Origin of the sequence: Pseudoalteromonas sp. OFAV1 (assembly GCF_021532595.1) — a bacterium.
GTDB lineage: Bacteria > Pseudomonadota > Gammaproteobacteria > Enterobacterales > Alteromonadaceae > Pseudoalteromonas > Pseudoalteromonas lipolytica_C.
Map to the genome: position 1 here is coordinate 47,043 of NZ_JAKGBG010000004.1, position 14,019 is coordinate 61,061.

General features: G+C 38.7%; 17 protein-coding genes. 10 read left to right on the forward strand and 7 right to left on the reverse strand.

Annotated features, from left to right (window positions below; genetic code table 11):
• From L1267_RS03405 to L1267_RS03420, 4 genes are all read left to right on the forward strand, one after another.
• On the forward strand, window positions 1–762 hold the full coding sequence (locus L1267_RS03405) for an SDR family oxidoreductase (RefSeq protein WP_105180499.1): 762 nt from the start codon (window positions 1–3) through the stop codon (window positions 760–762).
• Between the two features lie 108 nt (window positions 763–870).
• Window positions 871–1,359: a hypothetical protein gene (locus L1267_RS03410; protein WP_235382101.1), complete on the forward strand. Its 489-nt coding sequence runs from the start codon at window positions 871–873 to the stop codon at window positions 1,357–1,359.
• Between the two features lie 55 nt (window positions 1,360–1,414).
• Window positions 1,415–3,238, forward strand: a complete 1,824-nt coding sequence (locus tag L1267_RS03415) for a protein kinase domain-containing protein (RefSeq protein ID WP_235382102.1) — start codon at window positions 1,415–1,417, stop codon at window positions 3,236–3,238.
• A 211-nt stretch (window positions 3,239–3,449) separates the two neighbouring features.
• Window positions 3,450–3,827, forward strand: coding sequence for a hypothetical protein (locus L1267_RS03420; protein WP_235382103.1), 378 nt, complete (start codon window positions 3,450–3,452; stop codon window positions 3,825–3,827).
• A 111-nt stretch (window positions 3,828–3,938) separates the two neighbouring features.
• Here the strand turns inward: L1267_RS03420 and gloA are convergent, their stop codons facing one another.
• From gloA to acuR, 4 genes are all read right to left on the reverse strand, one after another.
• Window positions 3,939–4,469 carry a lactoylglutathione lyase gene (gene gloA / locus L1267_RS03425; protein WP_235382104.1) on the reverse strand — a complete coding sequence of 177 codons (531 nt, stop codon included), beginning with the start codon at window positions 4,467–4,469 and terminating at the stop codon, window positions 3,939–3,941.
• Between the two features lie 188 nt (window positions 4,470–4,657).
• Complete coding sequence (locus L1267_RS03430; protein ID WP_105180503.1) at window positions 4,658–5,074, reverse strand: VF530 family DNA-binding protein; 417 nt, start codon at window positions 5,072–5,074, stop codon at window positions 4,658–4,660.
• A gap of 90 nt (window positions 5,075–5,164) precedes the next feature.
• Entirely contained in the window at window positions 5,165–6,157 is a 993-nt protein-coding gene (acuI, locus tag L1267_RS03435; protein ID WP_235382105.1) for an acrylyl-CoA reductase (NADPH), read from the reverse strand.
• A gap of 61 nt (window positions 6,158–6,218) precedes the next feature.
• Complete coding sequence (gene acuR / locus L1267_RS03440; RefSeq protein WP_235382106.1) at window positions 6,219–6,851, reverse strand: acrylate utilization transcriptional regulator AcuR; 633 nt, start codon at window positions 6,849–6,851, stop codon at window positions 6,219–6,221.
• A 375-nt stretch (window positions 6,852–7,226) separates the two neighbouring features.
• Between acuR and rmf the strand changes: the two genes are divergently transcribed.
• Window positions 7,227–7,397 carry a ribosome modulation factor gene (gene rmf, locus L1267_RS03445; protein ID WP_138557519.1) on the forward strand — a complete coding sequence of 57 codons (171 nt, stop codon included), beginning with the start codon at window positions 7,227–7,229 and terminating at the stop codon, window positions 7,395–7,397.
• Between the two features lie 64 nt (window positions 7,398–7,461).
• Here the strand turns inward: rmf and fabA are convergent, their stop codons facing one another.
• Entirely contained in the window at window positions 7,462–7,977 is a 516-nt protein-coding gene (gene fabA, locus L1267_RS03450; protein ID WP_054553819.1) for a bifunctional 3-hydroxydecanoyl-ACP dehydratase/trans-2-decenoyl-ACP isomerase, read from the reverse strand.
• A 207-nt stretch (window positions 7,978–8,184) separates the two neighbouring features.
• On the opposite strand from fabA, the gene L1267_RS03455 reads away from it, so the two are divergent.
• From L1267_RS03455 to L1267_RS03470, 4 genes are all read left to right on the forward strand, one after another.
• Window positions 8,185–9,042, forward strand: a complete 858-nt coding sequence (locus L1267_RS03455) for a 6-carboxytetrahydropterin synthase (RefSeq protein ID WP_235382107.1) — start codon at window positions 8,185–8,187, stop codon at window positions 9,040–9,042.
• Entirely contained in the window at window positions 9,035–9,853 is an 819-nt protein-coding gene (locus L1267_RS03460; protein WP_235382108.1) for a M23 family metallopeptidase, read from the forward strand. Before L1267_RS03455 ends, L1267_RS03460 begins: the two co-directional genes overlap by 8 nt.
• 5 nt (window positions 9,854–9,858) lie before the next feature.
• A complete protein-coding gene (locus L1267_RS03465; RefSeq protein WP_135924597.1) occupies window positions 9,859–10,293 on the forward strand; it encodes an acyl-CoA thioesterase in 435 nt (144 codons plus the stop codon).
• An 85-nt stretch (window positions 10,294–10,378) separates the two neighbouring features.
• The gene (locus L1267_RS03470; RefSeq protein WP_235382109.1) at window positions 10,379–11,350 is read left to right on the forward strand and encodes an endonuclease/exonuclease/phosphatase family protein; all 972 of its coding nucleotides are present in this window, start codon (window positions 10,379–10,381) and stop codon (window positions 11,348–11,350) included.
• On the opposite strand, the gene L1267_RS03475 is transcribed toward L1267_RS03470, so the two are convergent.
• Together L1267_RS03475 and L1267_RS03480 are read right to left on the reverse strand one after the other, a co-directional pair.
• Window positions 11,326–11,727 carry a response regulator gene (locus tag L1267_RS03475; protein ID WP_235382110.1) on the reverse strand — a complete coding sequence of 134 codons (402 nt, stop codon included), beginning with the start codon at window positions 11,725–11,727 and terminating at the stop codon, window positions 11,326–11,328. The two genes, L1267_RS03470 and L1267_RS03475, sit on opposite strands and share 25 nt — an antisense overlap.
• Complete coding sequence (locus L1267_RS03480; RefSeq protein WP_135924590.1) at window positions 11,724–12,641, reverse strand: glycosyltransferase family 2 protein; 918 nt, start codon at window positions 12,639–12,641, stop codon at window positions 11,724–11,726. Before L1267_RS03480 ends, L1267_RS03475 begins: the two co-directional genes overlap by 4 nt.
• Before the next feature lie 223 nt (window positions 12,642–12,864).
• Between L1267_RS03480 and L1267_RS03485 the strand changes: the two genes are divergently transcribed.
• Window positions 12,865–14,016, forward strand: coding sequence for a glycosyltransferase (locus tag L1267_RS03485; protein ID WP_135924587.1), 1,152 nt, complete (start codon window positions 12,865–12,867; stop codon window positions 14,014–14,016).
• The last annotated feature ends 3 nt before the right edge of the window (window positions 14,017–14,019 follow it).

The following is a 14,019-nucleotide window of genomic DNA, read 5'->3' on the forward strand; positions in this document are numbered from 1 at the left end:
GTGGAAATTAAAAACAACAACATCGTAATTACCGGTGGTGCGCAAGGTTTAGGCTTTGCGATGGCCGAGAAATTTGCATCGCTTGGTGCGAACATCGCCCTTATCGATATGCAACAAGACGTACTTGATACGGCAGTATCAGCGCTTGCCAAGCATGGCACAAAAGTCATGGCGTATGCTGCTAATGTTACAGATGAAGATGCAGTGGTAGCAACGTTTAACACGATTAACAAAGACTTTGGCCATATCGGCGTGTTAATTAACAACGCGGGTATCTTACGCGATGGTATGTTTATCAAAGCAAAAGAAGGCAAAGTGGTAGATAAAATGTCGTTGGCTCAATTTCAATCTGTGATTGATGTGAACCTAACCGGTGTATTCTTAGCAGGGCGTGAAGCTGCGAGCCACATGATTGAGTCTGGCAAAGGTGGCGTTATCGTTAATATGTCGAGTGTTGCTCGTGCTGGTAACATCGGCCAAACAAACTATGCAGCGTCTAAAGCCGGTGTTGTTGCGATGACAACGGGTTGGGCGAAAGAGTTAGGTCGCTTTGGTATCCGTGTTGGTGCAATTGCACCGGGTGTTATTCGCACAGCAATGACAGATGCAATGAAACCAGAAGCAAAACAACGCATGATGGCAGTAACACCAGTGGGTCGTTTTGGTGAAGCAGAAGAAATTGCTCAAACAGCACAATACATTGTAGAGAATGACTTTTTTACAGGTCGTGTTGTTGAAATTGATGGCGGTATTCGCCTTTAATCTCATAAGGTAACCCTTTACCCATTGAAAGTACCAAAACGGTAAGCCTAGCTTGCCGTTTTTTTATTTTTTAAGTATTTTAAATTCATAATGATAAGGAGATTTTTTATGAACACTGATGGCATTACAGTCTCAATGAGCAAAGGCATTAAAGCCAACTTCAAACTGGGTGAACATTTTATTGAATACTGGGGTTCAGCTTATTCAGGAAAAGAAGTTCTGAAAGTAGACGGTGAATTAATAGCAGAATCACGTAACTTTAAAACGAAATCTGTTCATGAGTTTAATGTTGATGGTAAAGCCTGCCAGTTGTCTATACGTGTTAAGCCCTTCTTTAATTTCTCAGCTGTTATATCGTTAGAGTGTGAAGGTGAATTAGTACAACGCTTCCAACTAACATACGGTAAAACACGCAAAGTAGCCTGGTATTTCAGGTATCTCGATATATTGGCTTTTTTTATTTTGGGATGGGTATCTATGGCAGAAGTAATATCACTTAACGAGCTAATTTTACTTGCTGGTGCCATTTTAATTTTTTCAGAAATAGTTTTTAAAAATCAAGGCTGGATCATCGAAGAGCAAAAGCCTTGTAATTAAATGCCTAGCATTCAATAATTAAGCGGTTAAAAGCCGCTTAACTTTGAGAGATGCAGTGAATCCCAAACAAATCCGCAATTTTTATATCAATGAAGAACAGTCTGTTTATTTGCTGTCTCACCATGATGCTAAAAAGCACCGCCAATGGCTTAACATTTGTATTAAACAACTTACCTTGCTTGGTTACAGTGACGTTGAATTAATTGGCTCTGGTGCATTTGGATTTGTTTTTGCCGGTGTTGATGAAGAAAACCTACCTTGGGTATTTAAGTTTTCACGGATAACCCTTGCACAAAGTGTACGTGACCGTTTAGAAGACGAAGCCTACATGCTCTCGCAAGTTAAAAACCCACTCGTACCAAAATTTTATGCCTTTGAGCGCATTAAAAAACAAGGCATTTTAATGATGGAGCGCGCTCTAGGTGAAGACTTAGAAAAAATCTCCATCAAACAGGGGCGTTTCAGCGCAGCAAAAGTTATGGCGCTGGCTCTTAGGCTACGTAATGTGCTTGTAGATTTACGTGAACATAAAAATGGCTTAAGCCCGCAACCAATTGTGCATGGCGATATCAAGCCCTCTAACATTGTTTATGATGAACAAACCAATAAGTTGTCATTGGTGGATTGGGGCAGCTCTGTTTATGCACAAATAGATGCTGATGGTAATCCGGTTGCCAGCAACTTTATGGATCTTATGTCTGCTGATATTAGCACCACCAATGCACGCATGGGTGATGTGTATTTTATTGGTGATGAGCAAATGTCGGGCGGGCAGTCATCGCCACGTTTTGATGAGCAAGGTGTTGCTTCAACTCTCTATGCATTAGCCTCTGCACAATCTTGCCGATTTGGTGCGGCGGTTATTCCGGCTACAAGCTTAAATTTACCTATGGAGCTTGCCCGGGTCATTGACGGCATGCTTTCAAAAGATAAGGCAACCCGAGATGGCGCAGGTGATTATTTTATGCGTAACATGCCTACAATGGCTAAAGCGTACCTACCTGAACTGCCTCGTAAAGTCATTCGCCCGTATATCCCTTATTGGTTTAGTGAGTTTGATGAGCACCCAGATACAGTGGTTTACAGTTCTCGAAAGCAATTTTTAAGACAAGCCGACCATAATAAACAATTACTTGATGTAAACGATGCTCAGCTCGATAGATACTACAAAGAGTTTTTATTTGATACCGGCGACACCGAAAAAGCATTTTTGGCCTCTATTAGCCGATTAGCAAAATACCCGGTAGTAGGGGGCTTAAGTTTTCATTGGAAAGAAAACTCAATGTTTGTTGAATCATCACTTATTCTGCATGATGAAACACTCGGCACTGCGTTTACCGATGCGATTAACAACACGGTGATGTTAGCACAAGGGATTGAACAAAAAGGTCTCTTTAAATGTTGTTTGTTTGATGCGCGTAAGACCATTCAGCTAGAGCGTGATGGCACCGGTGCTTTTAAGTTTGAACATTTACCTGAGCTTGATTACGAAGTAATGGATGTACAAGCCTCAGACGTAACCAGACCGCATTCTTACTTTGAAGATGGTAAAGACCCGGATGAGCAATTACAGCTCCCGAAAAAGGTCATAAAGTGCGTATTTGAGCTTAACCAAATACACCACACGGGCTGTATCATTTTCGAAGCCTTACCTGATAGGATGAAGATACACCATTACTATCGTCTGCTAGATGCCAGTAAAGAACCTGAATTTAAACGTTTATTAAGTAAGCTTATGCAATACGCGGTTAGTATCACAGATGTAGGTGTAGCAGGCTTTATGAAGCTACCTTACAAAAATACCCGTGAATTTGATTTATGTACCAGACAGCCCGATGAGTTTTTTCCAAGAGATCCGAAAAGAGAAACAATCGAGTAGATTATTTAAAGTTGCTAAATGACCTTCATTATTTGAATCACATTGGAAATGTATTTTTTACGCTGTTTTTGTTCGTAGCTTTTTCTAGAAAATTAATTTTAGCTACATCCTTTAGTCCTGATGTTATCCAAAAGTTATAATTGAATCATTGTAAAATGTAGGGATAAGCCTAATTGTAAAAGTCGAATATGCATTTAAATGGAATTAATATATGTTCTGGCTAATATCCTTTATTATTTTGCTCGCCATTACTGTCGTGCCATTTCCTTTTAAGATATATGGATATCTATCAGGTAAAGATGACAGTCCTAAGATTGTTAAATTTGAAGAAATAGCGAATGCGCTCTTTATGTCATTGGGCTTGTTCGCATTTTATGGTTTCATCACAGATAAAGTTTATCTAACACCTGAATTTTGGAATGGGTGGTTATGCGTCGCCATCGTATGGTCTTTGCTACCTTTATTTTGGTCACCTAAGCTTGATTATGCTAGTGAAATGCTCGGCCGTAATAATATGCGGTTGCTGGCAGCCGTAAGTTCTATTTTGTACCTCCCTTTGCTTTTTGCAGTCTATTTTTATGCAAACTAATTTTTCACTTCGTAGAACACTTTACCCTAAAGCAAGCTCATATTTAGAAATGAAACCTTAGAATGAAGAATAAAATAACCTGCTAAATAGCAGGTTATTTACGGCGCAATTTTACTTATGCTCTTCAATTATCTCAGTGATCCCTTCAGCTGAGAGTATTTCAATCCAATACCCATCTGGGTCTTTAATAAAGGCTAGGCCTTTCATCGAGCCATCGTCTGGTTTTTTTACAAACTCAACATCGTATTTTGCAAAACGTTCGCATGCTGCGTACACGTCTGGCACACTAATACCAATATGACCAAAGCCTTTTGGTTCATCATTTCCACTATGGTAACCAGCAAAGCTATCGTCGTTTTCTGTGCCCCAATTATGCGTAAGCTCGATAAGAGCAGGGCGGCGAAATACCCACTGTGCTTTTTCTTTATCGGTGCCTTTTGGCATGTCTTGCTCATAACCTAAAAAGTAAAGCGTAAACTCCATTTTAGGAAAATCATATTTACCCAGTAACTTCATGCCTAAAACGTTTTGGTAGAAATCTAAAGATGGCTTTGGATCTTTAATACGCAACATAGTTTGTTGCATCACGAAATCTTGCGTTGCGTTTGCGATTTGTTCAGGTGATTCGTTGTAGTTAGACATATACATCCTTTTAACTGACATTAATGATGATGCACTAAGTGTAACATAACCAGATTACCCTTAAATTAATAAAAAATAATATTGACCAGTTTGACTGGTTGTGAAGATATTAACTTGCTAACTCACATAAAAAACCGCCTCAACAGGCGGCTCTTATAAATTGACAGCTTGTAACTAGCAATTGTTGATTAGTTGCCCCAAGGATTACTCGCACTTGAACGCTGTTTACGGGTTCGTGCTTGTTGCTTGGCTTCTTTTTTTGCGTGAATGCGTTTAGCGTCGGTAAAACTTAACTCACACGGTTCACCAGGTTTTTGATCCGCAGGGATCACGCGATCTCGAGGTGGCAGCTCGTAGTTTACATCGTCTGGGCGTGGTAAATTTTTAAGGCGATACAAATAAAAGTTCTCGACTTTTTCTTGAGCCCATTGTGTTTTACGTAAAAACTTAACCGCAGATTTAACATCTGGATTATTTTTAAAGCAGTTTAAACGCATATAGGCGTGGAGCAATTCCCAGCCATATTGCTCGACAAGCTCTGTCACTACTTGCTCGATACCTACACCTTGCAGTGGGTTATTGCTGAAAATTTCTTTATTACTCATTAGACTGTCCGGTATTACAAAACTAGGGTAAGTATAATTGCCTTTACCCTAGTTTTATAGCTAACTTGCTAAGAATGTTTATATTCGAGCTTATTCTTTACAATTAACCACTACACGGCCGCGAATTTGACCTTTTAATAACGCTTCTGCATTTTCTATGGCTTTAGATAGCGGTATTTCTTGCGAAATAGCATCGAGGTACTGAGTTTCAACTAACTCACTAAGACGTTGCCATGCTTCAATTCGATCAGCTTTAGGGCGCATTACACTATCTATACCCATTAGACTAATGCCACGAAGGATAAACGGCGCTACCGTTGCTGGAAAGTCCATTCCTTGTGCTAACCCACAGGCAGTTACAACACCTCCGTATTTAATCGATGCACACACATTTGCAAGGGTGTGGCTACCCACAGAATCAATTGCGCCAGCGAATTGCTCTTTAGCGAGTGGTTTACCAGGTGCTGAGAATTCTTCGCGAGATAAAACGCGTTTTGCGCCTAATTTTTCAAGGTGCTGTGCTTCATTCATTCGACCTGTTGTTGCAACCACATCAAAGCCAAGTTTATTTAATAAGTAGATAGCAAAACTACCCACGCCGCCATTTGCACCGGTAACAAGTATTTCACCACATTTTGGCGTGATGCCTTGTTTTTCTAATGCGATAATACTTAGCATTGCCGTATACCCCGCAGTGCCAATTTGCATTGCCTGTTTTGGTGTTAAATTAGCGGGTAGGGGGATGAGCCAATCAGCACTCATAGACGCCTTTTCACTTAGGCCACCTAGGTATTTTTCGCCAACACCAAAGCCATTTAGTAGCACTTTATCGCCTACTTTAAATTCATCGCTTTTAGACTCTGTTACTGTGCCTGCAAGGTCGATCCCGGGGATCATAGGAAATGTTCTTACCACTGGCCCTTTACCTGTGATTGCTAAGGCATCTTTGTAATTTAACGTGCTGTAGTCAACATCAATATTTACATCATGCTGGTGGATGCTCTCTACAGGAAAGTCTGTGTATTCGGCACGATAGCCTTGATCATCTTTATTAATAACTACCGATTTTACTGATGTTGTCATGGTGACTCCTTTTAGACCGATCGTCTTTTAATGGTTAAAATAAAACCGTATTTAAACGGCTTTATAAAATTAAGCGTAAAAATTGTGCTGTATAAAGGGTAAGCGGTTCACTTGATTTATCAAGTTTAGAGCGCATCACTGCGCCTTCCCAGCCAATCCAGAAGAACTCAGCAAGCATTTTGCAATCTGATGATTGAGGAATTTGCTTTTGCTTCTTAGCATCAACTAAGCATTGCTCGATTAAAGCTTGCCAGCTGGTGTAAGCCTGTTTAATACGATCAATCATTGGCTCATCAAGATAGCTGAGCTCTTGGTTTAAATTGCCAATTAAGCAGCCGCGCTTAAACTCAAATTTTGCCATGCCTTGTTTGGCGTCATTGGCAAACAGCACAATCCTCTCAAGAGGGGTAGTTGCACTATTTGTTAAATGGCGCTTTAACTTGGCCTGAAAATAGCTGTCGTATGCATCAATGAGGGCTAAACCAAAATCATTCTTACTTTTGAAATAATGATAAAAAGAGCCCTTAGGTACCTGAGCTGATTTTAAGATTAAATCAATGCCGGTTGCACTAAAGCCTTTTTCGGTTAATACAGCTAACCCGGTATTAATTAATAGGGCACGAGTATCTGCATTTGAACGTGCTATTTTTGGTGGCCTGCCACGACGGCTTGGTACAGAGTTATTTGTTTCCATGCCAACCATATTAGACCGATTGGTTTTTAATATGCAAGAACTATATTGCTTAAATTGTAATCATCATAAATTTGTCATGATTACAATTAAATTGGGAACTTTGCGCAAATGATGTTGGTCACAAATACTGAAGCTAAAAAGAGCTGTATCGTTTTTAGCTGAATTTAAGTGTATTAATAGATGGTTTTAGTTAAAGAGGTACGACCACTTAGTCATTTTAAATGTTAATTCATTTGAGCATCAGCACGTTAGTTATTGTCAATTTATTTAATTGCTTTTTGCTATTTGAATTTAACAGTTTTATTAACTATTCATTAAATGTAGATGTCAATTTCGCTACATATCTATAAATATAAAAAGGTGAGGATATTACCTATGAAGAGACAGAAAAGAGATCGTTTAGAAAGAGCTCATTCTCAAGGTTATAAAGCAGGCTTGGCAGGCCGTTCTAAAGAACAATGCCCTTATCAACAAGTCGATCCTAAATCTGAATGGTTAGGTGGCTGGCGAGAAGCCATTGAAAACCGCAATATGTTTAAAACTTAATATAGGCACCTTATTTACGCAAAAAAGCCCCATTTAGGGGCTTTTTTGTATCTTTAATTAAAGATTAAAACGCAGATGTATCTTGGAAAAGACCTACTTTAAGATCTTTTGCTTCATAGATAACACGGCCATCTACTTCAACAGTACCATCTGCCATACCCATGAATAATTTACGCTTAATTACACGCTTCATGTCTAATCGATAAGTTACTTTTTTAGCAGTTGGTAAGATTTGACCTGTGAATTTAACTTCACCTACACCAAGTGCACGACCAAGACCTGGACCACCAGACCAACCAAGGAAGAAACCAACTAATTGCCACATAGCATCAAGGCCAAGACAACCTGGCATTACAGGGTCACCTTTAAAGTGACAGTCGAAGAACCAAAGATCTGGGTTGATATCTAGTTCTGCAACAATTTGACCTTTACCGTGCTCACCACCGTCAGCAGTGATAGAGATAATGCGGTCCATCATTAGCATGTTGTCACTTGGTAAACGACAATTGCCTTCACCGAACATTTCACCTTGACCACAAAGGACCAATTCTTCTTTTGTATAGCTGTTTTTAGGTTCCATAACTCTCATTCATCGCTTAGAAATTGCCACGTACTTTAGCGTACACTTGTACGCTAAACAACTCGGAGCAGTTAATTATTTGCTATTTTTCGCTTGTTTTATGACCATTTAATTAAACTGTAGCCGATAAAGGGAGATAAAACCGCGCATTGTGAAGTAAAAATCATTATAATTGCTGTGATTCTTTAACCAGTCTAAAGGAAATTTATGATCCTTTTTGTAAACTCACTGACAGTGATTGATTTTTCTTACTTGTGTAATAAACGCGGCGCAGTTGGCGAGAGCTGGATTGTGGATTTAACTCTGCATGGCCAATTAAATGATGAGTCGATGGTGCTTGATTTTGGCTTAGTTAAAAAGCAAATCAAGGGCATTATTGATAACTGTATCGACCACAAACTTGCAGTGCCTGCCAAATTAAACGGTTCACTAACACAGCATGCTGAGCATAGCGTGCTAGATTGCCATTTTGGTGATAATTATCACTTAGCTATGAGTGCTCCTAACCAAGCATTTTGCTTAATTGATGCGGATGTTGTTGACGAAAAATCAGTAACTGAGTTTTTGATTAAAACGATAATGCCTGAGCTACCTAGTAACATCGAAAAGATCGAAATCAGTTTATATCCAGAGCATAGCCAAAGCTTTTACTATCATTACAGCCATGGCCTTAAAAAGCATGATGGTAATTGCCAGCGTATTATTCATGGTCACCGTTCGCAAATTGGTATTAGCCTTGATGGTATGGCTATGCCACGCTTACAAAAAGAATGGGCAGATAAATGGGAAGACATTTATTTAGCCACTGCTGAAGATGAAATTAACAAAGCAGACCTTAAACATGTAACTGCACAAGATAACGATGTGTGTTTTGCGTATACATCACAGCAAGGCTATTTTGAAATGGTAATTGATAAGTCTCGCTGCGACATTTTACCTTGCGATACCACTGTTGAATGCATTGCAGACTACTTAAGTTCTCAAGTTAAAAACCAATACCCTGAATCAGAGGTAAAAATTACTGCTTATGAAGGTGTTGGCAAAGGGTCAATCAGTTATGCGTAAAGGATTACTAGTAGCAGCGTTTGCAGGGCTGTTCTCACTTACTGCAAGTGCTGTTGAATTAAAAGGACATTTAACCCAAGGTGGTTTAGTAACAGGCCAAATTCAAGGTGCTAAAAGCGTTAGTTTTAATGGCGAGAAACTTAAGCTTTCTGAAAATGGTGAGTTTGTATTTGGTTTTGGTCGTGATGCTGAGACAAATCACAATCTTTCTTGGGTTGATAGTAATGGTGTGAGCCACGAGCAAGCAATTACAATCACCAAGCGTGACTATAAAATTGATAAAATAACTGGTGTTGCAAAAAAATATGTTTCGCCACCAAAAGAAGTGTCTGAGCGTATTAGCCGTGAAGCTGTTGCTGTGCGTAAAGCTAGGCAAGTTGATTCTGACTTAAGATACTTTTTAGACCCAGTTTATAAACCTGCAACCGGCCGTATATCGGGTGTTTATGGTAGCCAGCGCTACTTTAATGGTGAGCCACGCAGACCGCATTTTGGTTTAGACATTGCAAATAAAACAGGCACTCCAGTGTATGCGCCTGTAAGTGGCACTGTGGTATTTGCTGATGCAGATTTATATTACTCAGGTGGCACGTTAATTCTTGATCATGGCCATGGCGTTACCTCTACTTACATTCATTTAAGTAAATTAGATGTCAAAATAGGGGATGAAATTAAGCGTGGTGATAAAATTGCTGAAATTGGCGCGACTGGTCGCGTAACTGGCCCTCATTTAGACTGGCGTTTTAATTGGAAGAATGAACGCCTTGACCCTGCGCTAATGATGCAAGACACATTAGCTAATGAAAAGTAGAGACTATGACACAACAAATCGATCGTGACGCAATTATTGCAAAGCGTATTGCTGATTCAACAACTTCAGTAACAAAAACTGTTTTTCCTGGCCGTACTAATCACCATAATACTTTATTTGGTGGTGATGCACTTGCTTGGATGGATGAAGTGGCTTTTATTGCTGCTACGCGTTTTTGTAGAAAGCCACTTGTAACGATTTCGTCTGACCGTGTGGACTTTAAAGAAGCTATTCCTGCTGGAACATTTGCTGAGCTTATTTCAAAAGTTGTACATGTAGGTAATACCAGCCTTAAAGTAGACGTTGAGATTTTCTTAGAAAGAATGCATAAAGATGATAAGCACTTGGCTATTTCTGGCAGCTTTACGTTTGTAGCTGTTGATGATAACCATAGACCAACACCGGTTGTTTGCGAAAAAATGATCAACGGTTTCGATTAATTAATCGACAAATATTTTTAATGTAATAAGTACCTATGGGTACTTATTATTTATATAATAAGGAACACATCATACAATATTTGGAGTGAATAAAAGCTCAGCAAGGAATGAATTATGCAACTATAAATTCAGCAAGGGGGAATCGATGAATTTCATACTTTTTACTTTATACAGTTGCATACTTATATTGGCTTTTAACCAAGTTGATAACTATTGGTTTGATCTTATCGCCTCATTAAGAGGGCAATTGCTTGCGTTTAGCTTGCTGTTTGCAATGGCTTGTGTTCATAAGGCTAAAAAATTTGGCGCTGTTTGCGTGGTGTTTAGTACGGTACTGATCTTTCATCATTACAATTATTTTAATCAAGCTGACTCTCAACCAGGTGATATAAAAATAGCGCAAGCAAACGTCCATTATAGTAATCCATACTTAACCGACATAATTAATACTCAGCTAGTTAATAGCGACAACGATATACTCATTTTGTTTGAATTTAATGATACACAGCGTCACCTGCTTAGTGAACTTAAAGGACGTTATCATTTATTTGGCTATGCTGAAGTTGAAGGGGCGCCATTTGGAATTATTGTTATCTCAAAACATCCAATTATCCAGAAACAAATTAAGTATTTAGATAACCCAAAACTAGGTTTTGTAAAACTTAACTTTTTGTTCAAAGATACAGTCGTGAGTACAATTTTATTGCATCCGCCATCACCCAGAAATCAGCTTTTATGGGAGCAAAGAAATTATCTTTTATCGCAAGTTGATAAACAAATGCTTCAATTAAAAGGGCATTGGTTTATAGCCGGGGATTTTAATACTGTGCCTTGGTCACGTTATTTTTTAAATCATAACAACAGTTGTTCTCAGCAAGGTCGTAACTATGCAAGTTGGTCTGCTGTTGAAAATAAATTGGCTATTTCGTTAGCGGGTTTACCAATTGATAATTGTATTGTAAGCCAAGGAACGCGACTTTCTGGAGTACACACGCAAGTCATCAAAGGTAGTGATCACCATTTACTAAGCTATCAACTTTCTTTTTCGACATATTGATTAGCGCGTAGAAAGCTATTTTCTATCAAAAGATTGATTACCATCGTTAACTCAAAATTATCCCATGGTTTTGCTGTAATGATATTGGCAATGTTTTTATATATCGCATGCTTAGTTGCTTCTAACTCAGCATAACCTGTAAGTAGCATTCGCGAGCAATGTGGTTGGATCAGGCGAATTTCTTTAAGTACAGTTAAACCGTTTAACGTTGGCATTAGTAAATCACATATAACTAAGTTTACATTATGTAATTTTGTATATTTGATCGCTGCACATGGGTCACTAAAGCATACAACAACATGGTCTGGTGATAGTAAACGCGAGAGGGCACGTAATATAGCTTCATCATCATCAATGATTACAATGGTTGTTTTCATGATTGAGCCCCAAGTAAATGCCTTAAATCATACAAAACATGTTTAAAATTTCGTTTATGTGGAAATAACCAAAACGCTTTGTAAGAGTAGGCTAATGCCTTTGAGTAGTAACCAAGCTCCCTATAAAATTCACCATAGCATTCACTTAATCTCGCTTTGATTCTTTTAAGTTCATTGTTTGATACAACAGATTGGTTACGATTAATTATTTCGACCATGGCCGCTAAACGGTTTTCTCTATTTGCTGTAATAGAATTGGCGCGCATTAAATAGTGCATTGCACACTGTGTTGAGTAGGCAACATAACCTCGTTTAGCTAATTTTAACCAGCAATCTAAATCTGTAGCGCTACTTAACTTATTGTCAAAACCACCCACATCAACAATGGCTGAACGTTTAACCATTACTGATGATGTACCAACAATATTGGTGGTGATCATTTGGCTGATTGGGTTTTCAAGTAATTGGAAATCTTTACTTTCTTTATTGCATTTAAATTCAGGCCAATAGTCGAAACAACCAATAATGTCCTCGTTCTGTTCATTAAAATGCATATAGTCAGTAAAACTTAACACACAATCAGGATGTTTTAGATGGAATGCAAGTTGACTAGCAAGCTTATCAGCAGACCAATAATCATCGGCATCTAAAAAAGCTAAGTACTCTGACTTTGCTTGTGTAATTGCAAGGTTACGAGCAGCAACAACGCCCTTTCGTTGTTGACTAAAAATCCGTACTTCATTTTTTTCAGCGGCAAGTCGTTGTAGGTAGTTGATACTGCCATCAGTGGAGCCATCATCGACAATAATGATCTCGAACTGAACGTTTTTTTGCTGATAAATGCTGTTAATACAAGTATCTAAATACTGCAAGCAGTTGTAGTTTGGAATGATAATACTGACTTGGCTGTTCATAATATGCTCCAAAAGCATTTCTTCACGTATTAAAGGATACGCAATTTAGACGCCAGCTTTAAATCTGTATTTTCTGTTAAATTACTAAGTCTTTTCTCTTTGTGCGTTGCATTTTGCAAATGCTAAGCATGTTTTTATCTCATTTCGGGAATTTAGCGGCTTTTTTGTCGGGTATGGAACTTGCCATAGCTCTTATAACCGTTTTTGTAGGAGCGTTTTTTTTATGAAGCACATTGCTATATTAGTCCCAAGCTTTCCGATTGCATCAGAAACCTTTGTTGTAACAGAAATAAAAGCGCTGTTAAACGCAGGGCACAAGGTGACGGTGTTAACCTTCGAAAAAACCAGTGTGTTGATTAACTTAACCAGCGCTATTGAAGTGAAAAAAATCACTAAACCAGCGTTTAAATCAATATTTCCTTCAATGCTAAATATTTATAAGTTAGCAAAAGCAGCTCACACTGCAGCTCAATTTAAATCAATTTCAACTCAATCATTACTTGCGTACGGTTATCAAATTGCACGTTATATAAAAGCGGCAAAGATTGATCATCTACATTGTCATTTTATGCATGGGCCACTTGCTTATGGCATTGTCGCAGCGAAACTTGCTGATATAACAGTATCATCAATTGGCCACGGACATGATGTTTATGTAAACAGTGCTGATCTAAAACCTAAACTCGCATTTTGTGATTTTTCGATAGCTGTCTGTGAAGAAATGGCTATGCAATTTAAGCGCTTTTCTGACAGTAACGTTAAGTTACTGCATTGTGGTATCGATACCAGTCAATTTAATCATAGCCCCACATCACTTAATGAGTCCGTCAGGCTAATTTTTATAGGGCGGTTAGTCGAAAAAAAAGGTTTGCAGTTTTTATTACCTGCTTTGAGGCAAATTCCGAAAGAGCTTGGGATCACTGTTGATATTGTTGGTGATGGCCCTATGTTGAACGATTTAATCTTTATGGCTGAAGAGTTAGGAATTAGAAAGTCTGTCCGGTTTTTAGGTGAAAAACCACATGATTGGGTCAGCGAAAACCTAATTTACTATTCAGCTCTTATCGCACCATTTTGTATTGCAGAAAACGGTGATAGGGATACAGGCCCGTTAGTGTTAAAAGAAGCTATGGCCTCTGGTTTACCTGTACTCACCACCACCTTAATGGGGGCAAACGAAATTGTCACACCCCAAGTTGGAATGAAATGCATGCCTGGGAGCATTTCTGCTATTAGCAAAATGCTATTTAAATTCCACCAACTCTCTCCTCATCAGCGTTATATGCTAGGTCAAAATGCTAAACAGCATGTAAATCTAAACTATAACGCAATAAAACAGGCAGAACGGTTATCACAATGGGTTGAATCTTTATAAGGA

Bases quoted from the DNA above. Each gene is read 5' to 3' on its own strand.
- L1267_RS03410 (WP_235382101.1), top strand. From the start codon at position 871: ATGAACACTGATGGCATTACAGTCTCAATGAGCAAAGGCATTAAAGCC.
- L1267_RS03420 (WP_235382103.1), top strand. From the start codon at position 3,450: ATGTTCTGGCTAATATCCTTTATTATTTTGCTCGCCATTACTGTCGTG.
- gloA (WP_235382104.1), bottom strand. From the start codon at position 4,469: ATGTCTAACTACAACGAATCACCTGAACAAATCGCAAACGCAACGCAA.
- L1267_RS03430 (WP_105180503.1), bottom strand. From the start codon at position 5,074: ATGAGTAATAAAGAAATTTTCAGCAATAACCCACTGCAAGGTGTAGGT.
- acuI (WP_235382105.1), bottom strand. From the start codon at position 6,157: ATGACAACATCAGTAAAATCGGTAGTTATTAATAAAGATGATCAAGGC.
- acuR (WP_235382106.1), bottom strand. From the start codon at position 6,851: ATGGAAACAAATAACTCTGTACCAAGCCGTCGTGGCAGGCCACCAAAA.
- rmf (WP_138557519.1), top strand. From the start codon at position 7,227: ATGAAGAGACAGAAAAGAGATCGTTTAGAAAGAGCTCATTCTCAAGGT.
- fabA (WP_054553819.1), bottom strand. From the start codon at position 7,977: ATGGAACCTAAAAACAGCTATACAAAAGAAGAATTGGTCCTTTGTGGT.
- L1267_RS03455 (WP_235382107.1), top strand. From the start codon at position 8,185: ATGATCCTTTTTGTAAACTCACTGACAGTGATTGATTTTTCTTACTTG.
- L1267_RS03460 (WP_235382108.1), top strand. From the start codon at position 9,035: ATGCGTAAAGGATTACTAGTAGCAGCGTTTGCAGGGCTGTTCTCACTT.
- L1267_RS03465 (WP_135924597.1), top strand. From the start codon at position 9,859: ATGACACAACAAATCGATCGTGACGCAATTATTGCAAAGCGTATTGCT.
- L1267_RS03475 (WP_235382110.1), bottom strand. From the start codon at position 11,727: ATGAAAACAACCATTGTAATCATTGATGATGATGAAGCTATATTACGT.
- L1267_RS03480 (WP_135924590.1), bottom strand. From the start codon at position 12,641: ATGAACAGCCAAGTCAGTATTATCATTCCAAACTACAACTGCTTGCAG.
- L1267_RS03485 (WP_135924587.1), top strand. From the start codon at position 12,865: ATGAAGCACATTGCTATATTAGTCCCAAGCTTTCCGATTGCATCAGAA.